Source organism: Microbacterium sp. sgz311019 (assembly GCF_056135325.1).
On the sequence record NZ_JBWAXO010000001.1, the window covers coordinates 194290 to 220155 of the forward strand.

A 25866-nucleotide genomic window follows, 5' to 3' on the forward strand; every position below is an offset into this window, starting at 1 on the left:
GCAGCTCAGCTCGTGAGCGCCGTGCGCAGCGTGTCGAGGCCGACACCACCCATGTCAAGCGCCCGCTTGTGGAACGCCTTGATGGAGAACGAGTCGCCCTCGGCGGCCTGCACCTGGTCACGCACCTGCTCCCAGATGCGCTGACCGACCTTGTACGACGGCGCCTGCCCCGGCCAGCCGAGGTAGCGGTTCACCTCGAAGCGGATGAACTGGTCGGACATGTTGACGTTCCCGCGCATGAAGTCGAGCGCGTAGTCCGCGTCCCACGTGCCGCTGCCGTCGAGGCGCGGCTTCTCGAGGTGGACTCCGATGTCGAGCACCACACGCGCTGCGCGCATCCGCTGACCGTCGAGCATGCCGAGGCGGTCCGCCGGGTCCTCGAGGTAGCCGAGCTGCTCCATGAGCCGCTCGGCGTACAGCGCCCAGCCCTCGGCGTGGCCGGAGGTGCCGGCGAGCAGGCGGCGCCACGTGTTCAGCTGCGCACGGTTGTAGGTGCCCTGAGCGATCTGCAGATGGTGACCGGGGACGCCCTCGTGGTAGACCGTCGTCAGCTCGCGCCAGGTGTCGAACGTGTCGACGCCCTCGGGAACCGACCACCACATGCGACCGGGCCGTGAGAAGTCATCGGTCGGGCCGGTGTAGTAGATGCCGCCCTCGTTCGTCGGGGCGATCATGCACTCGAGCTTGCGGATCGGGTCCGGGATGTCGAAGTGTGTCTTTCCGAGCTCCTCGATCGCGCGATCGCTGGTCGCCTGCATCCACTTCTGGAGGGCATCGGTGCCCTTCAGCTGACGGCTGGCATCCGCCTCGAGGAACGCGACGGCCTCCTCGACGGATGCGCCGGGCTTGATCTCGTTCGCGATGGCGGTCTGCTCGGCGACCATGCGATCGAGCTCCTCGCGCCCCCACTCGTAGGTCTCGTCGAGGTCGATGACGGCACCGAGGAAGCGACGCGAGTGCAGCGCGTACATCTCGCGTCCGACGGCATCCTTCTCCGTGGCGGCGGGAGCGAGTTCGCCGCGGAGGAACTCGGCGAGCTTCTCATAGGCAACGCGCGCAGCACCGGACTGGTCGGCCAGGTCGCGGGCGAGGGATGCGGGCAGCTGCCCCTCCTCGGGCGCGGCGCTGCCGACGAAGGATGCGAAGAACCCGTCGTCGCTCGTGTAGCGGTCGATCTGGGTCGCGACCTCGTTCACCTGACGCCGCGCCGGCACGACGCCCTGAGCGATGCCCTCGCGGAGCGTCTCGATGTAGCCGTCGATCGCGCCCGAGACCGCGCCCAGACGACGCGCGACCACCGACCAGTCGTCGACGGTGCCGGTCGGCATGAGGTCGAAGGCGCTGCGGATCTCCTGAGCGGGCGACTCGATGACATTGAGCTTGCGCAGATGCCACTTCGCCTCGTGGAGGTCGAGTTCGAGGCGCAGCTCTCCGGTGAGGTCGGCCTTCGTGATCTCATCGATCTCGTCGACCGGCGCCGCACCGTCGAGCGCGGCGAGGGTGGAGCGCACGGCCTCCGCGAACCGCTCTTCGCCCTCGGGCGAGTAGTCGCCGTAGCGATCGTTGTACTCCGAGCGGCCGATGTACGTCGCCAGCGTCGGCGACAGCTCGGCGAGGGAATCGACCCAGGCGTCGGCGATCGTGTCGATCGGCGTCGGGATGCGTTCGGGTTCAGTCATGACCACGAGCCTAGGCACATGGCATCCGGTGCCGCAAAGCGCGATCTCCCGGTCCCCCAACGCCACGCTGTGCGCCGGCCGGGGACGAGGTCAGTGGCCGGCCTCGTTCCAGTCCGCGCCGCGGCCGATCTGCACGTCCAGCGGCACCGACAGGTCGGCCGCATCGCCCATGCGGTCCTTGACGATGGCGGCTGCCGCATCCCACTCCCCTGGCGCGACCTCGACGACGAGCTCGTCGTGGATCTGGAGGAGCACCCGCGAGGAGAGCGACGCCGCGCGGAACTCGTCATGGATGCGGAACAGCGCGATCTTCATGATGTCGGCCGCGCTCCCCTGGATCGGCGCGTTGAGCGCGGCGCGCTCGGCGTTCTCGCGGAGCACCCGGTTGGGGCTCGTGAGGTCGGGGAATGGGCGGCGGCGGCCGAAGATCGTCTCCGTGTAGCCCTCGATGCGCGCCGTCTCCACCGACGAGCGGAGGTAGTCACGCACCGCGCCGAAGCGCGCGAAGTACTCCATCATGAGCTGCTTCGCCTCCGACTGCTCGATGCGCAGCTGCTTCGACAGCCCGAAGGCGGAGAGTCCGTAGACGAGCCCGTACGACATCGCCTTGACCTTGGTGCGCATCGCGGGGGTGACCTCGGACGGCTCGACGCCGAACACGCGCGCACCCACGAAGCGGTGCAGGTCCTCCCCCGAGTTGAACGCCTCGATGAGACCAGGATCGCCGGAGAGGTGCGCCATGATCCGCATCTCGATCTGCGAGTAGTCCGCCGTCAGAAGCGTCTCGTACCCTTCGCCGACCTCGAACGCGGCGCGGATGCGGCCGCTCTCGTCGGTGCGGATCGGGATGTTCTGCAGGTTGGGGTCGGTGCTCGACAGCCGGCCGGTCTGGCTGCCGGTCTGGACATACGTGGTGTGGATCCGGCCGTCGGCCGCGATCGCGGCATCCAGCGATTCGATGATCTGGCGGAGCTTGGTCGCCTCACGGTGCTGCGACAACTGATCGAGGAACGGGTGCGGATTCGTCTCCTGCAGGTCGACGAGGGCCGTCGAGTCCGTGGAGTAGCCGGTCTTCGTCTTGCGGGTCTTCGGCAGTGCGAGCTGGTCGAACAGGACCTCCTGCAGCTGCTTCGGCGAGCCCAGGTTCACCTCACGGCCGATCGTGGCGTACGCCTCGAGTGCGATGGCGTCGGCCCGTGTGCCGAGCTCCGCCGAGAACGCGCTCAGCTTCTCGTGCGAGACGGCGACACCTGCCAGCTCCATGTCGGCCAGGGTGCGGAGCGTCGGAAGCTCGATGGTCTCGAGCACCTCGGCGACGCGAGCGGGCAGCTCGGTCCGCAGCGCATCGGCCACCCGCAGCGTGTACCAGGAGAGCTGTGCAGGCGTTGCCCCCTCCGTCTCAGGGACGAGCTGGTTGGGGTCGGCCTCCGGCAGCCGCTCGTGCAGGTAGCGGTCGACGAGGTCGGCGAGCGTCTTGTCCGGGAAGCTCGGACGCATGAGCCAGCCGGCGAGCGACACGTCGTAGGAGATGGCTCCGACCGCGGCGCCCGCCCGCGTGAGCGCCTTCAGCTGGGGCTTCGCGTCGGCGAACACCTTGGGCGCGTCGGAAGCGAGCCACGGGGCGATGGATGCCGCCACCTCCGGCGTCCAGCTCGCCTCGGCCGCGGCATCCCGCGTCGCGAACCCGATGCGGGTCGGCAGTCCGCCCGCGATCGTCAGGGTGACCCCGACGTCTCCCACTGCGGACTCCAGCCAGGCGCCGAGCCCGGCGGCGTCGAGCTGGGCGACGGCCGGCGTCTCCTGCGACGGCTCGGCGACGGCGGCCTCTGCCGACGCGCCGGCGGCCTCGAACACGCGCGGCAGCAGGGTGCGGAATTCGAGGCGCGAGAAGATGTCGCGCACCGCGACGGCGTCGATCGGCTTCACCTCGAGATCGGCGGGCCCGACCGGAAGCTCGACGTCGCGCAGCAGGCGGTTGAGCGAGCGGTTGCGCCGCACGTCCTCGATGTGCTCGCGGAGGTTGCCCCCCACGACGCCCGTGATCTTGTCGGCATTGTCGAGCAGCGTCTCGAGGGACCCGTACTGCGTCAGCCATTTGACCGCGGTCTTCTCGCCGACCTTCGGCACTCCCGGCAGGTTGTCGCTCGTCTCGCCGACGAGCGCCGCGATCTCGGGATACTGCGCCGGCTCCACGCCGTAGCGCTCCCGCACCGCGGCCGGGTCGTACCGCTTCAGCTGGGACACGCCCTGCACGTTCGGGTACAGGAGCGTGACCTCGTCCGTGACGAGCTGGATGGTGTCGCGATCGCCCGAGCAGACGAGCACATCGAATCCCTGCGCGACGCCCTGTGTCGCGAGTGTCGCGAGGATGTCATCCGCCTCGACGCCCTCCTTCAGGAGGACCGGGATGCTCATCGCGGCGAGGCAGTCCTGCAGGATCGGGATCTGGCCGCGGAACTCCGCCGGCGTCTCGGAGCGGTTCGCCTTGTACTCCGCGTACTGCTCGGTGCGGAACGAGACACGCGAGGTGTCGAATGCAACGGCGATGTGCGTCGGACGCTCCGCCTTGATGAGGTTCACAAGCATCGACAGGAATCCGTAGATGCCGTTGGTGTGCTGGCCGTCCTTCGTCGAGAAGTTCTCGACCGGGAGGGCGTAGAACGCCCGGTAGGCGAGCGAATGGCCGTCGACGACGAGCAGGGTAGGCTTTGCGGAGTCCGTCACCTCCTCAGCCTACTGAGGGCTGCGGACACCATCCGGCGCTCGGCGCCGGCCTCCGCAGCGAAGGCGCACGATGACCGACAATCCCCCCTCCGACGTCAACGGCCTGCTCTGGGCGACACAGCGCGGGATGGGAGCGCTCGGCGAGAAGATGGGTCTCTCCTTCACCGAGTTCTCGATCGAGCGATGCGTCGCGACGATGCCCGTCGAGGGCAACACGCAGCCGGTGGGACTCATGCACGGCGGAGCATACGTCGTCCTCGCGGAGTCGCTGGGCTCCATGGCCGCGAACATGTTCGCGGGCCCCGGCAAGCTGGCGGTCGGCGTCGACCTCAACGCCACCCACACGCGCTCCGCGACCTCGGGTCTGGTCACCGGAGTCTGCACGCCCATCCACCTCGGCCGGAGCATGACGGTGCACGAGATCGTCGTGTCGGACGATCAGGGCCGGCGCTGCTCGACGATCCGCATCACGAACTACATCAAGTCCATCGACTGACGCCGCGCGCCGGGAGACGCCGAAGCCGCGCGCCTCACGGCCACGCGGCTTCGAACGACGTGTTCGCTCAGCTCTTCTTGGGTGCCAGCTGCTCGATGATCGCCTTTGCGACGTCCTGCATCGTGAGGCGGCGGTCCATCGACGCCTTCTGGATCCAGCGGAATGCCTCGGGCTCGCTCAGTCCCATCTTCTCGTTGAGCAGGCCCTTGGCCCGGTCGACGAGCTTGCGGGTCTCGAAGCGCTCGACCATGTCGGCGACCTCGGCCTCGAGAGTGATGATCTGGTCGTGGCGCGCCAGCGCGATCTCGATCGCCGGCAGCAGGTCGTTCGGCGTGAACGGCTTCACGACGTAGGCGAGGGCGCCGGCCTCGCTCGCGCGCTCGACGAGCTCCTTCTGGCTGAAGGCGGTGAGGAGGACGACGGGTGCGATGTGGTTCTTGCTGAGCTTCTCGGCGGCGGAGATGCCGTCGAGCTGGGGCATCTTCACATCCATGATCACGAGATCGGGACGCAGCTCGGTCGCCAGCTGCACGGCCGTCTCACCGTCGCCGGCCTCGCCGACGACATCGAATCCGTTGTCGCGCAGGATCTCGACGATGTCGAGGCGGATCAGCGATTCGTCCTCGGCGACGACAACGCGTCGCGGGGCGCTGGTCCCGTTGGTCTCTTGCTCAGTCACCTTTGAATCCTACGGTATGGTTCTTGTCGGACGACGCCGGCCGGTGTGGCGGAATGGCAGACGCGACCGACTCAAACTCGGTTGCCCGCGAGGGCGTGTGGGTTCGACTCCCACCACCGGCACGATCCGGACATGAGAGAGCGGATGCCTCGGGCCGAGGCATCCGCTCTTTCATTCCTTCGATCAGGCGCCGTAGTACTTGTTTCCCAGCGCCTTGCTCTTGAGTGCGTCGAATTCACCCTGCGAGATCGCACCGGAGTCCAGCAGTGCCTGCGCCTTTGCGATGTCACCGGCCGGGTCCGCAGATGCCGTCGGCGTGTAATCATCGGCCTCGGCGACTCCATACGAGCGGGCCGCGTATTCGCGCTCTGCGATGCCTTTGCCGCGCGCGATGACGTAGATCAGCCCCGTGAGGAACGGCACGAAGATGAGCAGAATGATCCACAGAGCCTTCAGCCACCCGTTGAGCTTGTCGTCACGGAAGAGGTCGCGGATGACGAAGAAGATGACATAGAAGTAGGCCAGGAAATAGAACGACCACAGAATCCACCAGAAGAACACGGACACCGCCCTTTCACCAATTCGTGAGCCCAGCATAGAGGCCCGCACCCCAATAGGGTGCGGGCCTGCGCAACATTTGTCGCCTTCGGTTACTGCCGATAGATCGGTGCCGCTCCGTGGACGGCGTCGCCGACCTTGTGGACGCGGATGTCGTTCGTGGAGCCGACGATTCCGGGAGGGGATCCGGAGATCACGACCACCTTGTCGCCGACCTTCGCCAGGTCATTCGAAAGCAGGTAGTCGTCGACCTGGATGAACATGCGGTCGGTGTGCTGCACATGCTCGACGAGCGTCGAGCTGATGCCCCACGTCACGGACATGCGACGACGGATCTCGGGCAGCGGCGTGAACGCGATCATCGGGATCTTCGAGCGCAGCCGCGACATGCGGCGCGCCGAGTCGCCCGACTCCGTGAAGATGCAGAGGTACTTCGCCTCGACGAAGTCGGCCACCTCGCTCGCGGCGAGCGTGATCGCACCACCCTGCGTCCGCGGCTTCGTGGTCAGCGGCAGGATGCGCTCCAGGCCGTGATCCTCAGTCGACTCGATGATGCGCGCCATCGTCTCCACGACGACGACCGGGTACTCCCCCACGCTGGTCTCGCCGGAGAGCATCACCGCGTCGGCGCCGTCGAGGACGGCGTTGGCCACGTCGCTCGTCTCGGCGCGCGTCGGCACCGGGCTCGTGATCATCGACTCGAGCATCTGCGTCGCGACGATGACGGGCTTCGCGTTGCGACGCGCGAGCTCGACGGCACGCTTCTGCACGATCGGCACGGCTTCGAGCGGGAGCTCGACGCCCAGGTCGCCTCGGGCGACCATGATGCCGTCGAACGCGTCGACGATCTCCTCGAGGTTGTCGACCGCCTGCGGCTTCTCGATCTTGGCGATGACGGGGACGTGGCGCCCCTCCTCCGCCATGATCACGTGCACTCGCTGGACGTCCTTCGCGTCGCGCACGAACGAGAGCGCGATGAGGTCGGCGCCGGCGCGCAGGCCCCAGCGGAGGTCGGCCTCGTCCTTCTCGGACAGCGCGGGCACGTTGACCGCGACGCCGGGGAGGTTGATGCCCTTGTTGTTCGACACGGGGCCGCCCACGACCACCTTCGTGGTGACGACGACGTCATCGGTCTCGACGACCTGCACGCGGACCTTGCCGTCGTCGATGAGGAGGAAGTCGCCCGGCTTGACGTCCTGCGGCAGACCCTTGAAGGTCGTGGAGCAGATGTCCTTCGTGCCGGGGATGTCCTCGACGGTGATCTTGAAGATGTCCCCGGGAGCGAGCTCGTGCGGCCCGTCGGCGAAGCGGCCGAGACGGATCTTCGGACCCTGCAGGTCGACCAGCACCGCGACGGCGCGTCCTGCGTCGTCCGCTGCGCGTCGCACGTTGGCGAGGTTGGCGTCATGCAGCGAGTAATCGCCGTGACTGAGATTGAGGCGGGCGACGTCGACACCGGCGTCGATGATGGCGCGAACCATCTCATACGACGATGTGGCGGGGCCCAAGGTGGCGACGATCTTGGCGCGTCTCATTCGGGGTTCAACTCCGGGGGATTTGTTGGCAAAACCGCGTTACAGCCTACGCGGACTGCAGACCGATGGCGACGTCGGTCGGGCGGACGGGGGCTGGCAGGGAGGTGTCCCCCATGAGGTACCGGTCGACGCCCGCGGCGACCGCGCGGCCCTCGGCGATCGCCCACACGATGAGCGACTGGCCGCGGCCGGCGTCGCCGGCGACGAACACGCCGGGAACGGTCGTCTGGTAGTCGTCCTCGCGCTCGACGTTGCCGCGGCCGGTGAATCGCGCGCCCAGCTGATCCTCGAGCAGCTCGCGCTCGGGACCGGTGAAGCCCATCGCGATCAGCACGAGGTCGGCGGGGATCTCACGCTCGGTGCCGCTGCGCGGTACGCGGCGACCGTCGACGAACTCGGTCTCGGCGACGCGCAGCGCGCGCACCTCACCGACCTCGTTGCCGAGGAACTCGACCGTCGACGCGAGGTACGAGCGCTCGCCGCCCTCCTCGTGCGCCGACTGCACTTCGAAGACGTTCGGCATCATGGGCCACGGCTGGTGCTCGGAGCGGGACTCCGGGGGCCGGCGGCCGATCGCGAGGTTCGTGACGCTCAGCGCACCCTGGCGGTGAGCCGTGCCGATGCAGTCGGCGCCGGTGTCGCCGCCGCCGATGACGATGACGTGCTTGCCCTCGGCCGTGATCTGGTTCGGCACCCGCTCGCCTGCGACGACCCGGTTGGACTCGACGAGGTACTCCATGGCGAAGTGGACACCGGCCAGGTCGCGTCCGGGCAGCGCGAGCTCCCGCGGCGCCGTGGAACCGGTGGCGATGACGACGGCGTCGTAGCGCGCGCGCAGGTCACTCCATGAGATGTCGACGCCGATCTCGACGCCCGCGCGGAAGCGCGTGCCCTCGTCCTGCATCTGACGCAGGCGCGACTCGATGTGGCGCTTCTCCATCTTGAAGTCGGGGATGCCGTAGCGCAGCAGGCCGCCGATGCGGTCATCACGCTCGAAGACGGCCACGGTGTGGCCTGCGCGGGTCAGCTGCTGCGCGGCCGCGAGACCGGCCGGCCCCGAACCGACGACCGCGACGGTCTTGCCGGTCAGACGACCGGGCGGCTGGGGCTCCACCCATCCACGCGCGAACGCCTCGTCGATCGTGGAGACCTCGATCTGCTTGATCGTGACCGCGGGCTGGTTGATCCCCAGGACGCACGCGCTCTCGCACGGCGCCGGGCACAGGCGTCCGGTGAACTCCGGGAAGTTGTTCGTCGCGTGCAGGCGTTCGATCGCCGAGCGACCCTCGCCGCGCCACATGAGGTCGTTCCACTCGGGGATGAGGTTCCCGAGCGGGCAGCCCTGGTGGCAGAACGGGACGCCGCAGTCCATGCAGCGGCCCGCCTGCCTGCGCAGCACGGCTGAGTCGCCCGGCTCGTAGACCTCTTTCCAGTCCATGATGCGAACCGGCACCGGCCGGCGCGGCGGCAGCTCGCGCTCGGTCGTCTTCAGAAAGCCCCTGGGGTCAGCCACCGGTCACCTCCAGAATGCGGCTCCAGACCACGTCGCCATCGGGGTCGAGACCCTGGGCGACGGCATCCTGCCGGGTTTGCAGTACAGCCGCGTAGTCCCGAGGGAGCACGCGCGTGAAGTTCGCCAGCTCGGCGTCGAAGTCGGCCAGCATCGCAGCAGCGAGGGCCGAGCCCGTCTCGGCGACATGCTGCTCGAGCAGGTCACGGAGGATCTCCGCATCCGCCGATCCCAGCGGGCCGAGCTCGAGCTCGCCGCCCGAGAGCGCCTCCCGGTTGACACGAGCCTGGTCGAGTCTGTGGATATAGGCGGTGCCGCCTGACATCCCCGCGCCGAGGTTGCGCCCGGTCTCGCCGAGGATCACCGCCAGACCGCCGGTCATGTACTCGAGCGCGTGGTCGCCCACGCCTTCGACCACCGCGGTGGCGCCCGAGTTGCGGACGAAGAACCGCTCGCCGACCACGCCCCGCAGGAACATCGTGCCCTGCGTCGCTCCATAGCCGATGACGTTGCCCGCGATGACGTTGAGGGATGCGTCGAACGTCGCCTCGCGCGGCGGGCGGATCACGATCTGACCGCCCGAGAGGCCCTTGCCGACGTAGTCGTTCGAGTCGCCCTCGAGCCGCAGTGTGATGCCCGCGGGCAGGAACGCTCCGAACGACTGTCCGGCCGACCCGGTGAGGTTGATCTCGATCGAACCCGACGCCAGCCCGTTCTCGCCATGCGCCTTCGTGACGTGGTGCCCCAGCATCGTGCCGACCGCGCGCTCGGTGTTGCGGATCGGCAGGTCGAACGCGACGTGGCCGCCGTGGCGGATGACGTCCTGGGCACGCTCGATGAGCGGCACGTCGAAGTGCTCCTCGAGCTCATGGTTCTGCGCACGCGCGCGGCGGCGCGGCTCGTCCTCGGCGAATGCGGGCCCGTCGAGGATCGGCGTGAGGTCGAGACCGTTGGCCTTCCAGTGCGCGACCGCGCCGTCGACGTCCAGCAGCTCGCTGTGGCCGATCGCCTCGTCGAGCGACCGGAAGCCGAGCTGAGCGAGGAGCTCGCGCACCTCCTCGGCGATGAACTCCATGAAGTTCACGACGAACTCGGGCTTGCCGGAGAACCGCGCCCGCAGGACGGGGTTCTGCGTCGCGACGCCCACGGGACACGTGTCGAGGTGGCACACGCGCATCATGATGCAGCCCGACACGACCAGCGGAGCCGTGGCGAAGCCGAACTCCTCCGCGCCGAGCAGGGCGCCGATGATGACGTCGCGTCCGGTCTTCAGCTGCCCGTCGACCTGCACCGACACACGGTCGCGCATGCCGTTGAGCATGAGCGTCTGCTGCGTCTCGGCAAGGCCGAGCTCCCACGGCGTGCCCGCGTGCTTCAGCGAGTTGAGGGGGCTGGCACCCGTTCCGCCGTCATGGCCCGAGACGAGGATGACGTCGGCCAGCGCCTTCGCCGTGCCGGCGGCGACCGCGCCGATGCCGGACTGGCTCACGAGCTTCACGTGGACCCGCGCCTCGGGGTTCGCGCGCTTCAGGTCGAAGATCAGCTGCTTGAGATCCTCGATCGAGTAGATGTCGTGGTGCGGCGGCGGCGAGATGAGGCCGACGCCTGCCGTGCCGCCGCGGGTGCGGGCGATCCACGGGTACACCTTGCCGGGCGGCAGCTGACCGCCCTCGCCGGGCTTCGCGCCCTGGGCGAGCTTGATCTGGATGTCATCGGCCTGCGTCAGGTACATGCTCGTGACGCCGAAGCGGCCGGACGCGACCTGCTTGATCGCGCTGCGCCGCTCGGGGTCGACGAGCCGATCCACATCCTCGCCGCCCTCGCCCGTGTTGGACTTGCCGCCGATGCGGTTCATCGCGACGGCCAGCGTCTCGTGGGCCTCGCGCGAGATCGAGCCGTAGCTCATCGCACCGGTCGAGAACTTCTTCACGATGGCGGAGACGGGCTCCACCTCGTCGATCGGCACGGCGGGACGCACACCGGCCTTGAGCCGGAACATTCCCCGCAGCGTCTTCAGCTCCGTCGCCTGGTCGTCGACCATCTTGGTGTACTCGCGGAAGATGTCATACCGGCGCGTGCGAGTGGAGTGCTGCAGCCGGAACACCGTCTCCGGGTTGAACAGGTGCGGCGAGCCGTCGCGCCGCCACTGGTACTCGCCGCCCGTCCACAGGCGCTCGTGCACGCGCACGGTGCCGTCCTCGGGGTACGCGAAGGCGTGGCGCTGCGCGCCCTCGGCCGCGATGACCTCGATGCCGACGCCGCCGAGCTTCGACTCGGTGCCGGTGAAGTACGCGTCGATGAATGACCGCGACAGACCGATCGCCTCGAACACCTGTGCACCCGCGTACGACGAGACCGTCGAGATGCCCATCTTGGACATGATCTTCAGCACGCCCTTGCCGAGCGCGTAGATGAGATTGCGCACCGCCTTCTCGGGCGTGACGCCGGTGATGTAGCCGGCGCGCACGAGGTACTCGACGGTCTCCATCGCGAGGTACGGGTTCACGGCCGACGCGCCGTAGCCGATGAGCGTCGCGACATGATGCACCTCGCGGACGTCGCCCGCCTCGACCACGAGGCCGACGCGCATGCGGGCCTCGTTGCGGATGAGATGGTGATGCACGGCCGCCAGCATGAGCAGCGACGGGATGGGTGCGAGGTCCTTGTTCGAGTCGCGGTCGGAGAGCACGATGAACTCGGCGCCGTCCTCGATGGCCTCGTCGACCTCCTGGCACATCTGGGCGAGGCGCCTCTCCATGCCCTTGTGGCCGGCCTCGACGCGATACAGGCCGCGGACCGTCACCGACGAGCGTCCAGGGAGCGCCGTGTCGATGTGCTGGATCTTCGCGAGCTCGTCGTTGTCGATCACCGGGAAGTCCAAGATGACGTTGCGCGTGTGCGACGGGCCCCACGAGAGCAGGTTCCGCTCCGGGCCGAGCCCGAGAGCGAGCGAGGTCACCACCTCCTCGCGGATCGAGTCCAGTGGCGGATTGGTCACCTGGGCGAACTGCTGCGTGAAGTAGTCGAACAGCAGGCGCGGGCGCTCGCTGAGCACGGCGACCGGCGTGTCGCTGCCCATCGCGCCGAGCGGCTCCGCGCCGCTCTGACCCATCGGGGTCAGGAGGATGCGGACCTCCTCCTCGGTGTAGCCGAACGTGCGCTGGCGTCGCGTGATGGATGCGATGGGGTGCACGATGTGCTCACGCTCGGGAAGGTCGGCGAGACGCACCCGGCCCTCGTCGAGCCACCGCTGCCACGGCTCCAGGGCGGCGAGGTCGGCCTTGACCTCCTCGTCCTCCACGATGCGGCGGGCGGCGGTGTCCACGAGGAACATGCGGCCCGGACGCAGCCGACCGCGGCGCTTGATGCGCGCCGGCTCGAAGTCGAGCACACCGGTCTCACTGCCGATGACCACGAGGCCGTCCGTGGTCTCGGTCCAGCGGCCGGGACGCAGTCCGTTGCGATCGAGCGTCGCGCCGACGAGGGTGCCGTCGGTGAAGATGAGGGCGGCGGGCCCGTCCCACGGCTCCATCTGCATGGCGTGGAACTCGTAGAACGCGCGCAGCTCGGACGAGATCTCGGTCTGCTTCTCGTACGCGGCGGGGACCATCATCATGACGGCGTGCGGCAGGCTGCGGCCGGTGAGGGTCAGCAGCTCCAGCACCTCGTCGAACGACGCCGAGTCGCTGGCCCCGTCGGTGCAGATCGGCAGGAGGGGACGGATGTCGCCCAGCAGCTCGGACTCGAGCTGCGACTGGCGGGCCCGCATCCAGTTGCGGTTGCCGTTGACCGTGTTGATCTCGCCGTTGTGCGCGAGCATGCGCAGCGGCTGCGCCAGCGGCCAGGACGGGAACGTGTTGGTCGAGTACCGCGAGTGGACGACGGCCAGCTCGGTCGCGAAGCGCTCATCCTGCAGGTCGGGGTAGAACGGCTCGAGCTGGAGCGTGGTCACCATGCCCTTGTAGCCGAGGGTCCGCGACGACAGCGACACGAAGTAGGCGTCGAGCTCGTGCTGGGCGCGCTTGCGCAGACGGTAGATGCGGCGGTCCAGCTCGATCCCCGACAGGGCGGGCGAGTCGCCGACGGCCGGGCGCGAGACGAAGATCTGCTCGAACGAGGGGCGGGCCTCGAACGCGAGCTTGCCGAGGTGCTCCTCCTCCACGGGCACGGTGCGCCAGCCGAGGATCGTCAGAGCCTCGCTCTCGGCGATCCGCGCGATGCCCTCCTTGAGGGCGGCACGCTCGTCATCGTCGCGCGGCAGGAAAGCGAGTCCCGCGGCGTATTCGCCGACCGGCGGCAGGTCGAAGTCGACCACCGCACGCAGGAACGCGTCCGGCATCTGGGTCAGGATGCCGGCGCCGTCACCGGTGCCCGCATCCGACCCGATCGCACCTCGGTGCTCCAGGTTGCGCAGTGCGGTCAACGCCAGCTCGACGATGTCGTGTCCGGCCTCGCCGCGCAGTGTCGCGACCATCGCAAGGCCGCAGGCGTCCTTCTCGAACGCCGGGTTGTACATTCCCTGCTTGGCCGGGAACGCGCCGGCAGCCGCGCCGCGGGGTGGGCTCGAGGCCATACCTACCGTCCTCAGTTGATACTCAAAATGGGACGACGTCGGCCCGTTCTCCTACTTGGTGGCGGCGGTGCTTGTGGCTGTGCCCTCGACTTCCGTCGCGGGCGGCTCGCTCACGTCGACGTAGTCATCGGTGTCCCCAGAGTCTACAGGCAGTTTGGACTTGGGCTGGCGGCCGGACATATAGACCGACGGCTCGAAGCCCGGGTGCCGGCGCCTCTGCACGAGCATGACCACGAGACCCAGGATGACGCCGAAGATCGCGGCCCACACATTGGTGCGCAGACCCAGGTAGACGTCGCTCGGATCGATGCGGATGGACTCCCACACGATGCGGCCCGCGCTGTACCAGATGAGGTACAGGCCGAAGAGCCGGCCCCACTGCAGGCGGAAGCGACGACCGGCCCAGATGAGCACGGCCGCACCGATGAGGTTCCAGATGATCTCGTAGAGGAACGTGGGGTGGAAGAGCGTGCCTGCCGGCAGCCCCGGCGGGAACGCCGGATTCGTCGACTCGATCTGCAGGCCCCACGGCAGCGTCGTCGGCAGGCCGAAGAGCTCGTGGTTGAACCAGTTGCCGAAGCGCCCCAGCGCCTGGGCGATGAGCAGGCCCGGCGCGAGGGCGTCGGCGAAGCTCGTGAAACGGATGCCGGTCCACCTGCACCCGAGCCACGCGCCGATCGCGCCGCCGATGAGGGCGCCGTAGATCGCGATGCCGCCTTCCCAGATGTACAGGGCGCTCAGCGGATTCTTCCCCGGACCGAAGTAGAAGCCCCAGTGCGTGAGCACGTGGTAGACCCGGGCGAAGACGATCGCCAGGGGCACCGCGATCAGCGCGATGTCGATGACCACCCACGGCTCGCCGCCCCGCTTCGTCAGCCGGTAGTTGGTCATCAGCGTCGCGACGACGATGCCGGCGATGATGCACAGGGCGTAGTAGTGGATCTGGAACGGGCCCACCGCGAAGTAGCTCGCGGGCGGGCTCGGGATGCTGGCGAGCGCGCCGGAGAGCGCGCCCGAGGCGGGGAGGGTCATGCGTCGATTCTAGGCGGGCCGCGACGGCGCTCCTGCGCGCACCGTCCCTGCCGCGATCGCCCGAGTGGTAGCCGCGAGGCCGTCCAATCCGCCGTCGCGCAGCGCGCGCACGAGGGCGGTGCCGACGATCGCGCCGTCGGCGTATTCGAGGACCGCCGCAACCTGCTCGGCGTTCGAGATGCCGATGCCGACGCATGCCCGCTCCGCACCGTGTGCGCGCAGGCGGCCGACGAGAGTGCGCGCCGCAGCATCCAGCCGAGCCCGCTCCCCCGTGATCCCCATCGTCGACACGGTGTAGACGAAGCCCGTCGAGCTGGCCGAGATGAGGTCGAGGCGCGCATCGGTGGAGGTCGGTGCCGCGAGGAAGACGCGGTCGAGGCCGGTGCGCTCGCTGGCCGCGATCCACTCCGGCGCGTTCTCAGGCGTGATGTCCGGGGTGATGAGCCCGGCGCCGCCGGCCGCGAGCAGGTCGTCGGCGTACCGGTCGACACCGTACTGCAGCACGGGGTTCCAGTACGTCATGACGAGCACCGGCACGTCCACCCGGGTCGTGATCTCCCGTACGGCGGTGAACAGATCCGGCAGGTGGAACCCGGCCGCGAGAGCGGCCTGCGTCGCCTCCTGGATCACGGTGCCGTCCATGACGGGGTCGGAGTAGGGCGGCCCCAGCTCGATGACGTCCACGCCGTTCTCGGCGAGGGTCACGGCGGCGTCGATGCTCGTCTGCAGGTCGGGGAAGCCGACCGGGAGGTACCCGACGAAAGCGCCTCGTCCCTCGGCGTGGGCGGCGTCGATCGCTGCGGCGACGCGAGAGGTCATACCTGCGCTCCCTCGTCGTACAGCCCGAAGTACCGGGCGGCGGTGTCCATGTCCTTGTCGCCGCGGCCGGAGAGGCACACGGCGAGGATGGCGTCGGGTCCCATCTCGCGGCCGATCCGCAGCGCGCCGGCAAGTGCGTGCGCGGACTCGATGGCGGGGATGATCCCTTCGGTGCGCGAGAGGAGTCGGAGCGCCTGCATCGCCTCGTCGTCGGTCGCCGGGATGTACTCGGCACGGCCGATCGAGGCGAGCCACGAATGCTCCGGACCGACACCCGGGTAGTCGAGACCCGCCGAGATCGAGTGCGACTCGATCGTCTGGCCGTCGGCATCCTGCAGCACGAACGTCTTGGCGCCGTGCAGCACGCCCGGACGACCGCGCTCGATGGACGCCGCGTGCCGCGCGGTGTCGACCCCGTCGCCGGCGGCCTCGACGCCGTACAGGCGCACGCCGTCGTCGTCGAGGAATGCGTCGAACATGCCGATGGCGTTCGAGCCGCCGCCCACGCAGGCGAGGACCGCATCGGGGAGGCGCCCGGTCTCGGCCAGCAGCTGCTCGCGCGCCTCCTCGCCGATGATCTTCTGGAAGTCGCGGACCATCGACGGGAACGGATGCGGGCCCGCCGCGGTGCCGAAAATGTAGTTGGTGGTCTCGACACTCGCGACCCAGTCGCGATAGGCGTCGTTGATCGCGTCTTTCAGCGTGCGGGAGCCCGTGGTGACGGGCACGACCTCGGCGCCCAGCAGACGCATGCGGGCGACGTTCAGCGCCTGGCGCTCGGTGTCCACCTCGCCCATGTAGATCGTGCAGTCGAAGCCGAACAGCGCCGCAGCCGTCGCGGTCGCGACGCCGTGCTGGCCCGCCCCCGTCTCGGCGATGACACGGGTCTTGCCGAGGCGCTTCGTCAGCAGCGCCTGACCGATGACGTTGTTGATCTTGTGCGACCCGGTGTGGTTGAGATCCTCGCGCTTGAGGAACACCCGGGCGCCGCCCGCGTGCTCGGCGAAGCGCGGCACCTCGGTCAGCACCGACGGGCGACCGGCGTACGAGTGGAGGAGCTCGCCGAGCTCCGCGATGAAGGCGGGATCGGCCATCGCCTGCTCGTAGACCTCGGTGAGCTCGTCGATCGCCGCGATGAGCGACTCGGGCATGTAGCGGCCGCCGAACTCGCCGAAGAACGGGCCTCTGGCTTCGCGCAAAGTCGTCATTCGGAACCTCCGAGGAATGCGTTCAGCGTGGCGACAGGATCGCCGGTGACGAGCGCCTCGCCGACGAGGACCACGTCGGCGCCGGCGCGACGGTAATGGGCGACGTCGGCGGGCGCCAGCACCGCCGACTCGGCGACTTTCACCGCATCGGCCGGAATGCTCTCGGCCAGACGGCCGAAGAGGTCGCGGTCGAGCTGGAAGGTCGACAGGTCGCGGGCGTTCACGCCCACGAGCCGGGCGCCGATGTCGGCGGCGCGCGCCACCTCGTCGGCGGAATGGGTCTCGACGAGCGGAGTCATCCCGAGCTGCAGCACGAGGTCGTGCAGCTGCGCCAGGAGCGGCTGCTCCAGCGCGGCGACGATGAGCAGCACGAGATCGGCGCCGGCGGCGCGCGCCTCCCACACCTGGTAGGGCGTGGCGATGAAGTCCTTGCGCAGGATCGGGATGCCGACCGAGGCCTTCACCGCTTCGAGATCGGCGAGGCTGCCCTTGAAGCGGCGCTCCTCGGTGAGGACGGAGATCGCGGACGCCCCGCCCTGCTCGTAGAGCCGCGCCTGCAGAGCCGGGTCCGGGATGGCGGCGAGGTCACCGCGCGACGGGCTGGCGCGCTTGACCTCCGCGATGATCTTGACGCGGTCGGCGGGAGCGAGTGCCGCAAGGGCGTCCAGAGCGGGACTCTGCGAGAGGGCCGCGCGCTCCACCTCGGCGAGCGGGCGGACGGCCGCTCGGGCCTCGGCATCCTCGACTGCGCCGGCCGTCAGGTCGGCGAGCATGATCAGTGCTCTTTCGGCGTGTACTTCGGGCCGTTCACGCCATAGCCGGCGCGGGCCATCGCCCAGCCGACGAGCAGACCCACGACGATGAGGACCACTCCGGTCCAGACGAGCCACGGCACCTCGAGGAAGAACGCGACGGTCGCCAGCGCGATCGCCGCGAGCATGATGATGACAGCCGTCCAGGCCGCCGGCGAGTGTCCGTGGCCGGGGTCGCCGATGGGGTTGCTGCTCATGTTTCTCCTTCGGGGGCGAGCGCGACTGCGCCCGGCCAGTCTATCGGGGCTGTTCGCCGGCGGTGGGATCCTGACCCCGGGACAGATCGTCCCACGAGTCGATCGCGTCGAGCGGACCGGATGCGGCTGCATGCGGGGCGGCGTCGGCACGATAGCGCCGGCCGCCGGTGCCCCAGCCCCCGGCCGTGGCGAGCGTGAGGATCCCCGCCACGGCGAGGACGACCCACGCCAGCAGGGTGATCGCCGGCCACGCGGTCGCGGTGATCCTCTCGACGAGCTGGCCGATGGGGCCGAGCCCGGCGATGCCGGTCGCCTTGGTGACGACTGCCTGCACCGCGCTCACGGGCAGGGTGAAGACGATCACGGCGGTCTGCCACAGGAGGATCGCAGCGATCACGACGCTCAGCGCACCGAACACGTAGCGCAGGGCACGCCCGACGATCGAGAGGGCGAGCCCCAGCGCCATGACGGCGAGGCTGAGCGGGGCGAGGATCGGCAGCGCCGAGGCGCCCGGCACGGGCAGGTCGTGCGACGAGCCCACGTCCACCGTGACCGTCAGCCACGTCTGGGTCGACGAGACGACGCCCACCGCGCCCGCGATGAGCATGAGGACGACCGAGATCAGCCTCGCGCGCGCCCTCATCGCTCCGGGCCCCGAACCGGATCGAGGTCGTCGGCGTCGAAGCAGGTGCGCGTGCCCGTGTGACAGGCGGGCCCGATCTGGTCGACCTCGAGGAGGATCGTGTCGCCGTCGCAGTCCAGGCGCGCACCACGCACGAGCTGGATGTTGCCGGAGGTGTCGCCCTTGCGCCAGTACTCCTGACGGGAGCGCGACCAGAAGGTGACCCGGCCGCTCGTGAGCGTGCGGCGCAGGGCCTCGGCATCCATCCATCCGAGCATGAGCACCTCGCGCGTGTCCCACTGCTGGACGATCGCGGCCACCAGACCGTCGGCGTTGAAGGCGACTCGCGCCACGCGGTCCTCGACAGGTTCGGGAACAGAAGTGTCGGTCATGAGCCCTCCCGCGTCTCGCGGATGTCGATGCCTGCGGCAGCGAGCGCGCGCTTGACGGCGCCCACGGTGAGCTGGCCGGAGTGGAAGACGGATGCCGCGAGCACGGCGTCCGCGCCCGCGTGCACCGCAGGCGCGAAGTCCTCGAGCTTGCCGGCGCCGCCCGAGGCGATCACCGGGACGCTCGAGATCTCGCGCATGAGGCCGACGAGCTCCAGGTCGAAGCCCGCCTTGGTGCCGTCGGCGTCGATCGAGTTCACGAGCAGCTCGCCCGCACCGCGCTCGATGGCCTCACGCCCCCACTCCACGGCGTCGAGGCTCGTCTCGGTCCGGCCGCCATGGGTCGTGACCACGAAGCCGGACTCGGTGACGCCGCTGCGCTTGACGTCGAGCGACAGGACGAGCACCTGCGCGCCGAAGCGGTCGGCGATCTCGTCCACGAGCGCGGGACGCGCGATGGCCGCCGAGTTGACGCCGATCTTGTCGGCTCCGACCGACAGCAGCCGCGCCACGTCGTCCGCTGAGCGCACGCCACCGCCCACCGTGAGCGGAATGAACACCTGCTCGGCGGTGCGGCGGACGACGTCGTAGGTCGTCGCGCGGTCGTCGACCGTGGCCGTGACGTCGAGGAACGTCAGCTCGTCCGCGCCCTGATCGAAGTACAGACGGGCCAGTTCGACGGGATCGCCCATGTCGCGGAGGTTCTCGAAGTTGACGCCCTTCACGACGCGGCCGCCGGCCACGTCGAGGCACGGGATGACCCGGGTCGCGAGCGTCATGTCAGAGCCTTGCGGCGTGGATCGCAGTCACGAGGATGGCGCGGGCGCCGATCGCGTAGAGCTGGTCCATCACCTGGTTGACGCCCGAGCGCGGGATCATGACCCGCACGGCCACCCACTCCGGATCGCGCAGCGGAGAGATCGTCGGGGACTCGATGCCGCCGGCGATCGATGTCGCCTGATCGACGAGGGTCGCCGGCAGGTCGTAGTCGATCAGTACGTAGCGGCGTGCCACCATGACCCCGCGCAGGCGGCGCAGGAACGTCTCGGTTCCCTCGGCCTCCGTGGGCCCGGCGATGAGCACCGCATCCGACTCGAGGAGCACAGGGCCGAAGATCTCCAGACCCGCCTGGCGCAGCGTGGTGCCCGTGGAGACCACGTCGGCGACGGCGTCCGCGACGCCCAGCTGCACCGCGGACTCGACGGCCCCGTCGAGCGGCACGAGATCCACGGCCACGCCGTGCGCGTCGAGGTAGCCGTCGACCAGACCCGGGTACGCCGTGGCGACCCGCATCCCGTTGAGATCCTCCAGTGACGTGAATCGGCCGGGGGGACCCGCGAAGCGGAACGTCGAGCCCGCGAAGCCCAGCGCCTCGATCTCGCGGGCGCCGGGCATACGGGCGTCCAGGAGCAGGTCGCGACCGGTGATGCCGACGTCGAGTGCACCGGCTCCCACATAGGTCGCGATGTCACGCGGACGCAGGTAGAAGAACTCGACCTCATTCACGGGGTCGGAGACGTAGAGATCCTTCGCGTCGCGGCGGCCGGAGTATCCGGCCTCCGCGAGCATATCGCCGGCGGTGTCGGCGAGTGAGCCCTTGTTGGGCACGGCGATTCGCAGCATCGGGGTTGCTTTCGGTTCGTGGCGGACGGATGGGCGTTCGCTCACAGATGTCGGTAGACGTCCTCCAGCTGCAGGCCCTTCGCGAGCATCATCACCTGCAGGTGGTACAGCAGCTGCGAGATCTCCTCGGCCGCCGCATCCTTCGACTCGTACTCGGCCGCCATCCAGACCTCGGCGGCCTCCTCGACGATCTTCTTGCCGATCGCGTGCACGCCCGCGTCCAGGCTCGCGACCGTGCCGGAACCGGCGGGCCGCTCGGCCGCGGTCGCGGTGAGCTCGGCGAACAGCGAGTCGAACGTCTTCACCCTGCCAGCGTAGCGAAGCGGCGGACCGGCTCGGACCGCCGCGTCGCTCAGTGACGGTGCCGCGCGGCGGTCTCGCGCAGCGCCGCGATCGCGCGCTCGGGATCGTCGGCACCGAACACGGCCGAGCCCGCGACGAAGGTGTCGGCGCCCGCTTCCGCAGCCTGTTCGATGGTGGATGCCCCGATCCCCCCGTCGACCTGGAGCCACACCGAGCTCCCCCGGCGCCGTGCCTCGTCCGCGAGGCGCCGCAGCTTGGGCATCATCTCGCTCATGAACGACTGGCCGCCGAAGCCGGGCTCCACCGTCATCACGAGGATCTGGTCGAAATCGTCGAGGAGGTCGAACAGACCCTCCACAGGCGTGGCGGGCTTGACCGCCACGCCGGCGCGCGCACCGATCTCGCGCAGGCGCCGCGCGAGCGCCACGGGCTCGGCGGCCGCCTCGAGGTGGAAAGTCACGGATGCCGCGCCGAGTTCGGCGTAGCCGGGAGCCCAGCGGTCGGGATCCGCGATCATGAGGTGCACATCCAGCGGGATCGGGCTCGTCGCCTGGATGCGCTCGACCATCTGAGGACCGAACGTGAGGTTCGGCACGAAGTGGTTGTCCATGACATCGACGTGGACGAAGTCGGCGGCCGCGATCCGGGCGAGCTCGGCCTCCATGTTCGCGAAGTCGGCGGCGAGGATGCTGGGGTTGATGCGCGGCGCGGGGGGAAGATCGGGCACGCGCCCATTATCCTGGGCGCCCGCGGTCAGCGTCGGCGCAGCAGCGCGATGAACATCGCGTCGGTGCCGTGGCGGTGCGGCCACAGCTGCGCCCGCCCCGATCCGTCCGCGGGCTCGGCGAGGTCGAGCGGCGTCCGGGCGACGGACTGCAGCACCGCCCGCGCATCCATCTCCTCGATGCGGTCCCCCCAGTCACGGCGGAGGTCCGCGATCACGCCGCTCGTCTCGGCGAGGTGCGGCGAGCAGGTGACATACGCGAGGATCCCACCCGGCTTGAGGGCGCCGATGGCGGTGGATGCGAGCTCCCGCTGCAGGGCGACGAGCTCAGGCACGTCGGCCGGCGTCTTGCGCCAACGCGCCTCCGGCCGTCTCCGCAGGGCCCCGAGGCCGGTGCAGGGCGCGTCGACGAGGATGCGGTCGTACGTCTCCAGGGCGGCGGTCGCGCGGAGGCGGCCGTCCTCCTCGCTCACGGGCACCTCGAGGGGAACGGCGGCGAGGGCCTGACGAACCAGACCGGCCCGTGCGGGGGCGATCTCGTTGGCCTCGAGCTGCGCGCCGTGCGCCAATGCCTCCGCGGCCAGGACCGCGGTCTTGCCGCCCGGGCCGGCGCACAGATCGAGCCAGCGCTCGCCCTCGGCGATCGGCGCGGCGTGCGTCAGCGCGTAGGCCGCGAGCTGCGATCCCTCGTCCTGCACGCGCAGCCGTCCGTGGGAGCCGTTGACGATGGGCTCAGGGTCCCCACCGCCGAGACGGAACCCGGTCGGCGAGTAGGGGGTGCGCGAGGCGGACTCCGGGATGTCGGCGAGTCCGGGCAGAGCGGTCATCGTGACCTTGGGCGCCTCGTTGTCGGCATGAAGGAGATCGTCCAGCTCGTCCGCGCGACCCTCGGCGGCGAGAGCCCGCCGCAGCGCCCGCACGACCCACACGGGATGGGCGCTGCGCAGGCCGATGCGCTCGTCCTCGCTGCGGGCGGATGCCTCGACCTGCGACATCCACTCCCCCGGCGTCTCGCGCGACACGCGGCGCAGGACGGCGTTCGCGAATCCGGCCGCGCCCTTCCCGCTCGCCCTCCGCACCAGCTCGACGCACTCGTTGACGGCGGCATGCGAGGCGATCCTCGTTGCGAGCAGCTGATGCACGCCGAGCCGCAGCGCGTCGAGCACGGCGGGATCGATATCGTGCGCCGGCCGGTCGGCGGCGAGCGCGATCACCGCGTCGTAGGTGCCCTGGCGGCGCAGCGTGCCGTAGGCGAGCTCCGTGGCGAGCGCCGCATCCGCCGTCGAGAGCCGAGCCGAGGCGATGGCTCGCGGCAGCAGGAGATTCGCGTACGCGTCGGACTCGTGCACGGCGCGCAGCGTGTCGTAGGCGACGAGGCGCGCCGAGGTCACTCCTCCCGGCCGGTGATCTCCGGAGCGACCGGACGACGATGCGGTGCGAGCGGACGCCGAGCTCATCGCAGCACCACGGGACCGATGCCGCGGAGCCCGCGCCACCAGTCCGCGGCCGCCATCGATCCGCGACCCGCGGGCTGGACCGTCACGAGCACGATCGGCTCGTCGGCGGTTCCGGCGAGCACGTCCTTGCCGACGAGCGCCACCTCGCCGGGAGCCAGCTCATGGGCCGTGGCGGCGGTGCGCGCCGCGAGGATCTTCACCCGCGCGCCGTCGAGCTCCGCGTGCGCGCCCGGCTCGGGGGTGACGCCGCGGACGCGGTTCAGGACGTCGTGCGCCGGTTCGTCCCAGCGGACCCGACCGTCGTCGAACGTCAGCTTGGGTGCGCGTGTGGGACTCCCCTCCTGGGGCGTCGCGACGGCCGTCCCGGCGGCCAGCTGGTCGACCACATCCTCGAGCAGATAGGCACCGCGATGGGCGAGGTCGTCGAGCACATCGCCGGCCGTCTCGCCGCCGACCGGCCGGTGTTCGAGGGATGCGTACACGTCACCGGCATCCAATTCGGGGACCAGCTGGAACACGGCCGCGCCGACGACCTCGTCGCCGGCGATGAGCGCGTGCTGCACGGGGGCCGCGCCGCGCCAGCGGGGCAGGAGCGAGAAGTGGAGGTTGATCCAGCCGAGCCTCGGCGTCGACAGCAGGGGCTCGCGGACCAGGCCGCCGTAGGCGACGATGACGCCCAGGTCCGGGTCCAGCGCGGCGATGCGCGCGGTGGCCTCGGCATCCAGTCGATCGGTCTTGAGGACCGGAAGACCGAGCTCCTCGGCCGCGCTCGCGATCGGCGACGGGGTCACGATGCGCTTGCGGCCGAGGGGTGCATCGCGGCGTGTCACGACCGCGACGATCTCGTGCCGGGAGGCGGCGAGCAGCCGCAGCGAGGGAACAGCCGGCTCAGGGGTCCCGGCGAAGACGACGCGCATGGATCTCCTCACAGCTCGGGCTCGAGCACGTCGAGCCGCACCTTGAGTGTATTCCGGGCCCGGGGACCGCGGTCACGCGGAGCCCGTCTGCTCGTCAGGGCGGCGTGCACGACCGAGGCTCGGAGACTCTCCGCGACGGCACGACCCTGGGCGTAGTCGAAGCGGACGAGCGCGCGGTGGAGGGCGGAATCGTCCCCGACGGCGATCGGACCGACGACGGCGTCGCCGGCGAGCGCCGGCACCGCCTCGCGCAGTGCGCCCAGCGCTCCCGCGACAGCGGCCGGTACGCCTTCGACCGCGGCCACCCGCACCGCGGGCGGCATCCGCAGCGGTGCCCGCTCGGCGAGCTCGCTCCGGGCGTAGGCGGCGTGGGACCACGTGGCGAGGGCGCGCGCGACGGGCCCGACGACGCCCGCGAGGTGCACCGGCGCCCCGGGTCGCGCGAGCGCGGCGGCGTTCGACCACCAGCGCAGGCACGACTCCCCGATCCGGAGATCCTCGGACATCAGCATCCGCTCCCCGTCGAGCAGGAGGACGGCGCGGTACCCGCCGTCGGCGACCGGCTCCGCGCCACGGGTGGCGACGACGAGGGCGGGCCGAGCATCCACGCGGAGCACCGGATGCGCGCCGTCCGCGACGACGATGCGCACACCGGGGAACGCGCGGCCCAGCTCATCGGCCGTGCGCTCGCTGCCGGAGGACGCCATGCGGACCTTGTCCGACCCGCAGTTCCCGCATGTCCAGCCCGTCGCCGCACGGCCGCACCATGCGCACCCGGGGGTCACGCCGGGTCGGCGCGCCCGTAGGGGCCCGGTGCAGTGGGCGCACCGGGCCGGGCGACGGCAGTCTGCGCACACGAGCGCCGGGGCGTAGCCGGGACGCGAGACCTGGACGAGCACAGGCCCGTCGGCGAGCGCGTCGCGAGCCGCGGCCCATGCCGCCGACGGGATGCGCGCACCGCGGGCGTCGGGCGGGCTCAGGACGACCCGCGGGGACACGCGGCGTCCGGCCGGCAGGTCGTGGACCCAGCCCACCGTCACGAGACGTTCGACGTCCGTCGTCCGCGTGTGGCCGAGCATCAGCAGGGCTCCTCCATCGAGCTCCTGGCGCACGAGAGCGGCGTCGCGCGCATGCACCCCGGGGCTCAGCGGCTCCGCCAGCAGCGGGTCGCCGTCATCCCAGATCGCGACGAGTCCGAGGTCGTGCACAGGAGCGTAGACCGCCGAGCGATTGCCGATCACGACGCAGGGCGCGTCGGCGAGCCGTCGCAGGTAGGCGCCGTAGCGCGCGGGTCCGCTCTGGCTCGCGTCGTCGCGGACGAGGGCGGATGCCGGGATCCTGCCCTCGAGGGCAGCCGCGACGCCGTCGAGATCGCGGTGGTCCGGGACCACCACGACGACGCTCCGACCGGCCGCCAGCACGTGTGTCGCAGCGGCTGCGAGGAGGGTCGCCCACCGGCCGGTCGTCTGGCCCGAGGGCAGCTCGACGGGCACGGGGGGTGCGTCGACGGCGATGCGCCGCCCCTCCGTGAGCGCGTCGGCGAGGCCCGGGAAGGGGCGAAGCTCGCCCTGCGCCCACTGGGCGGCGTCTGCTGTCACGGGTTCGGCGACGGGAGGGTCGCCGGCGCACCACGCCTTCTCGACACGCACCATCCGCTTCGGGATGGCCAGACGCAGGATGTCGCTCGCCGAGCCGGCGGCACGATCGGCGACGCGGCGTGCGAGCGCGTAGAGTCGCTCCGGGAGCACCGCCACGGTGGACACGACGGCGTCCAGCTCCGACAGCGGCCGTGGAGGCGGATCCTTCGGCTCGCCGGAGTCGTCCGCATCCGCGGTCTCCACGAGGTAGCCGTCGACGACCCGACCCGCGGTGCGCAGCGGCACCCGCACCCGGACGCCGGGCACAGCGTCCTCCGCGAGCTCGTCGGGAATCGCGTAGTCGAAGAGCCGGTCGAGCTGCGGCAAGGGCGAGTCGATGAGCACGCGCGCGATGCGCCGCACCGTCATCGA

At 70.2% G+C, this 25866-nt stretch carries 22 protein-coding genes and 1 tRNA gene; 2 read left to right on the plus strand and 21 right to left on the minus strand.

Annotated features, from left to right (window positions below):
• Positions 1-5 precede the first annotated feature (5 nt).
• Together AC0NZN_RS00940 and polA are read right to left on the minus strand one after the other, a co-directional pair.
• Positions 6-1679 (minus strand): DUF885 domain-containing protein, encoded by a 1674-nt coding sequence (locus tag AC0NZN_RS00940; protein ID WP_474590395.1) that lies wholly within the window; start codon positions 1677-1679, stop codon positions 6-8.
• Positions 1680-1769: 90 nt separating this feature from the next.
• Complete coding sequence (polA, locus tag AC0NZN_RS00945; RefSeq protein WP_474590396.1) at positions 1770-4403, minus strand: DNA polymerase I; 2634 nt, start codon at positions 4401-4403, stop codon at positions 1770-1772.
• 70 nt (positions 4404-4473) lie between these two features.
• On the opposite strand from polA, the gene AC0NZN_RS00950 reads away from it, so the two are divergent.
• Positions 4474-4899, plus strand: coding sequence for a hotdog fold thioesterase (locus tag AC0NZN_RS00950; protein WP_474590397.1), 426 nt, complete (start codon positions 4474-4476; stop codon positions 4897-4899).
• Positions 4900-4966: 67 nt separating this feature from the next.
• On the opposite strand, the gene AC0NZN_RS00955 is transcribed toward AC0NZN_RS00950, so the two are convergent.
• Positions 4967-5578, minus strand: coding sequence for an ANTAR domain-containing response regulator (locus AC0NZN_RS00955; RefSeq protein ID WP_320940798.1), 612 nt, complete (start codon positions 5576-5578; stop codon positions 4967-4969).
• A 39-nt stretch (positions 5579-5617) separates the two neighbouring features.
• On the opposite strand from AC0NZN_RS00955, the gene AC0NZN_RS00960 reads away from it, so the two are divergent.
• Positions 5618-5700 (plus strand) — tRNA-Leu (locus tag AC0NZN_RS00960).
• Between the two features lie 61 nt (positions 5701-5761).
• Here AC0NZN_RS00960 and AC0NZN_RS00965 read toward each other — a convergent pair.
• The 18 genes from AC0NZN_RS00965 to AC0NZN_RS01050 all read right to left on the minus strand — a co-directional run bounded on the left by AC0NZN_RS00965 (position 5762) and on the right by AC0NZN_RS01050 (position 25863).
• Positions 5762-6145, minus strand: coding sequence for a PLDc N-terminal domain-containing protein (locus tag AC0NZN_RS00965; protein WP_474590398.1), 384 nt, complete (start codon positions 6143-6145; stop codon positions 5762-5764).
• Between the two features lie 83 nt (positions 6146-6228).
• Complete coding sequence (pyk, locus tag AC0NZN_RS00970; RefSeq protein WP_474590399.1) at positions 6229-7671, minus strand: pyruvate kinase; 1443 nt, start codon at positions 7669-7671, stop codon at positions 6229-6231.
• A 46-nt stretch (positions 7672-7717) separates the two neighbouring features.
• Positions 7718-9184, minus strand: coding sequence for a glutamate synthase subunit beta (locus tag AC0NZN_RS00975; protein ID WP_474590400.1), 1467 nt, complete (start codon positions 9182-9184; stop codon positions 7718-7720).
• A complete protein-coding gene (gene gltB, locus AC0NZN_RS00980; protein WP_474590401.1) occupies positions 9177-13754 on the minus strand; it encodes a glutamate synthase large subunit in 4578 nt (1525 codons plus the stop codon). The genes AC0NZN_RS00975 and gltB overlap by 8 nt, the downstream gene beginning before the upstream one ends.
• A 51-nt stretch (positions 13755-13805) precedes the next feature.
• Positions 13806-14786 carry a prolipoprotein diacylglyceryl transferase gene (lgt, locus tag AC0NZN_RS00985; protein ID WP_474590402.1) on the minus strand — a complete coding sequence of 327 codons (981 nt, stop codon included), beginning with the start codon at positions 14784-14786 and terminating at the stop codon, positions 13806-13808.
• 9 nt (positions 14787-14795) lie between these two features.
• Positions 14796-15605, minus strand: a complete 810-nt coding sequence (gene trpA / locus AC0NZN_RS00990) for a tryptophan synthase subunit alpha (RefSeq protein ID WP_474590403.1) — start codon at positions 15603-15605, stop codon at positions 14796-14798.
• Positions 15602-16813: a tryptophan synthase subunit beta gene (gene trpB / locus AC0NZN_RS00995; RefSeq protein ID WP_474590404.1), complete on the minus strand. Its 1212-nt coding sequence runs from the start codon at positions 16811-16813 to the stop codon at positions 15602-15604. Before trpB ends, trpA begins: the two co-directional genes overlap by 4 nt.
• On the minus strand, positions 16810-17586 hold the full coding sequence (gene trpC / locus AC0NZN_RS01000; protein ID WP_474590405.1) for an indole-3-glycerol phosphate synthase TrpC: 777 nt from the start codon (positions 17584-17586) through the stop codon (positions 16810-16812). Before trpC ends, trpB begins: the two co-directional genes overlap by 4 nt.
• 2 nt (positions 17587-17588) lie before the next feature.
• The gene (locus tag AC0NZN_RS01005) at positions 17589-17822 is read right to left on the minus strand and encodes a DUF6704 family protein (RefSeq protein ID WP_474590406.1); all 234 of its coding nucleotides are present in this window, start codon (positions 17820-17822) and stop codon (positions 17589-17591) included.
• A 40-nt stretch (positions 17823-17862) separates the two neighbouring features.
• On the minus strand, positions 17863-18465 hold the full coding sequence (locus AC0NZN_RS01010; RefSeq protein ID WP_474590407.1) for a Trp biosynthesis-associated membrane protein: 603 nt from the start codon (positions 18463-18465) through the stop codon (positions 17863-17865).
• The gene (gene hisI / locus AC0NZN_RS01015) at positions 18462-18836 is read right to left on the minus strand and encodes a phosphoribosyl-AMP cyclohydrolase (RefSeq protein ID WP_474590408.1); all 375 of its coding nucleotides are present in this window, start codon (positions 18834-18836) and stop codon (positions 18462-18464) included. Before hisI ends, AC0NZN_RS01010 begins: the two co-directional genes overlap by 4 nt.
• Positions 18833-19612: an imidazole glycerol phosphate synthase subunit HisF gene (hisF, locus tag AC0NZN_RS01020; RefSeq protein ID WP_474590409.1), complete on the minus strand. Its 780-nt coding sequence runs from the start codon at positions 19610-19612 to the stop codon at positions 18833-18835. The genes hisI and hisF overlap by 4 nt, the downstream gene beginning before the upstream one ends.
• A 1-nt stretch (position 19613) precedes the next feature.
• Positions 19614-20456, minus strand: a complete 843-nt coding sequence (gene hisG, locus AC0NZN_RS01025) for an ATP phosphoribosyltransferase (protein ID WP_474590410.1) — start codon at positions 20454-20456, stop codon at positions 19614-19616.
• A gap of 41 nt (positions 20457-20497) precedes the next feature.
• Complete coding sequence (locus AC0NZN_RS01030; protein ID WP_474590411.1) at positions 20498-20761, minus strand: phosphoribosyl-ATP diphosphatase; 264 nt, start codon at positions 20759-20761, stop codon at positions 20498-20500.
• A gap of 47 nt (positions 20762-20808) precedes the next feature.
• A complete protein-coding gene (rpe, locus tag AC0NZN_RS01035) occupies positions 20809-21486 on the minus strand; it encodes a ribulose-phosphate 3-epimerase (protein WP_474590412.1) in 678 nt (225 codons plus the stop codon).
• Positions 21487-21512: 26 nt separating this feature from the next.
• The gene (locus AC0NZN_RS01040) at positions 21513-22874 is read right to left on the minus strand and encodes an RsmB/NOP family class I SAM-dependent RNA methyltransferase (RefSeq protein WP_474590413.1); all 1362 of its coding nucleotides are present in this window, start codon (positions 22872-22874) and stop codon (positions 21513-21515) included.
• Between the two features lie 62 nt (positions 22875-22936).
• A complete protein-coding gene (gene fmt, locus AC0NZN_RS01045; RefSeq protein ID WP_474590414.1) occupies positions 22937-23857 on the minus strand; it encodes a methionyl-tRNA formyltransferase in 921 nt (306 codons plus the stop codon).
• A gap of 8 nt (positions 23858-23865) precedes the next feature.
• Complete coding sequence (locus tag AC0NZN_RS01050; RefSeq protein WP_474590415.1) at positions 23866-25863, minus strand: primosomal protein N' family DNA-binding protein; 1998 nt, start codon at positions 25861-25863, stop codon at positions 23866-23868.
• Between the last annotated feature and the right edge of the window lie 3 nt (positions 25864-25866).

What these genes read in the sequence shown, in the direction of transcription:
- AC0NZN_RS00940 (WP_474590395.1), bottom strand. Translation starts at nt 1,679, where the DNA reads ATGACTGAACCCGAACGCATCCCGACGCCGATCGACACGATCGCCGAC.
- AC0NZN_RS00950 (WP_474590397.1), top strand. Translation starts at nt 4,474, where the DNA reads ATGACCGACAATCCCCCCTCCGACGTCAACGGCCTGCTCTGGGCGACA.
- pyk (WP_474590399.1), bottom strand. Translation starts at nt 7,671, where the DNA reads ATGAGACGCGCCAAGATCGTCGCCACCTTGGGCCCCGCCACATCGTCG.
- gltB (WP_474590401.1), bottom strand. Translation starts at nt 13,754, where the DNA reads ATGGCCTCGAGCCCACCCCGCGGCGCGGCTGCCGGCGCGTTCCCGGCC.
- lgt (WP_474590402.1), bottom strand. Translation starts at nt 14,786, where the DNA reads ATGACCCTCCCCGCCTCGGGCGCGCTCTCCGGCGCGCTCGCCAGCATC.
- trpA (WP_474590403.1), bottom strand. Translation starts at nt 15,605, where the DNA reads ATGACCTCTCGCGTCGCCGCAGCGATCGACGCCGCCCACGCCGAGGGA.
- trpB (WP_474590404.1), bottom strand. Translation starts at nt 16,813, where the DNA reads ATGACGACTTTGCGCGAAGCCAGAGGCCCGTTCTTCGGCGAGTTCGGC.
- trpC (WP_474590405.1), bottom strand. Translation starts at nt 17,586, where the DNA reads ATGCTCGCCGACCTGACGGCCGGCGCAGTCGAGGATGCCGAGGCCCGA.
- AC0NZN_RS01005 (WP_474590406.1), bottom strand. Translation starts at nt 17,822, where the DNA reads ATGAGCAGCAACCCCATCGGCGACCCCGGCCACGGACACTCGCCGGCG.
- AC0NZN_RS01010 (WP_474590407.1), bottom strand. Translation starts at nt 18,465, where the DNA reads ATGAGGGCGCGCGCGAGGCTGATCTCGGTCGTCCTCATGCTCATCGCG.
- hisI (WP_474590408.1), bottom strand. Translation starts at nt 18,836, where the DNA reads ATGACCGACACTTCTGTTCCCGAACCTGTCGAGGACCGCGTGGCGCGA.
- hisF (WP_474590409.1), bottom strand. Translation starts at nt 19,612, where the DNA reads ATGACGCTCGCGACCCGGGTCATCCCGTGCCTCGACGTGGCCGGCGGC.
- hisG (WP_474590410.1), bottom strand. Translation starts at nt 20,456, where the DNA reads ATGCTGCGAATCGCCGTGCCCAACAAGGGCTCACTCGCCGACACCGCC.
- fmt (WP_474590414.1), bottom strand. Translation starts at nt 23,857, where the DNA reads ATGCGCGTCGTCTTCGCCGGGACCCCTGAGCCGGCTGTTCCCTCGCTG.
- AC0NZN_RS01050 (WP_474590415.1), bottom strand. Translation starts at nt 25,863, where the DNA reads ATGACGGTGCGGCGCATCGCGCGCGTGCTCATCGACTCGCCCTTGCCG.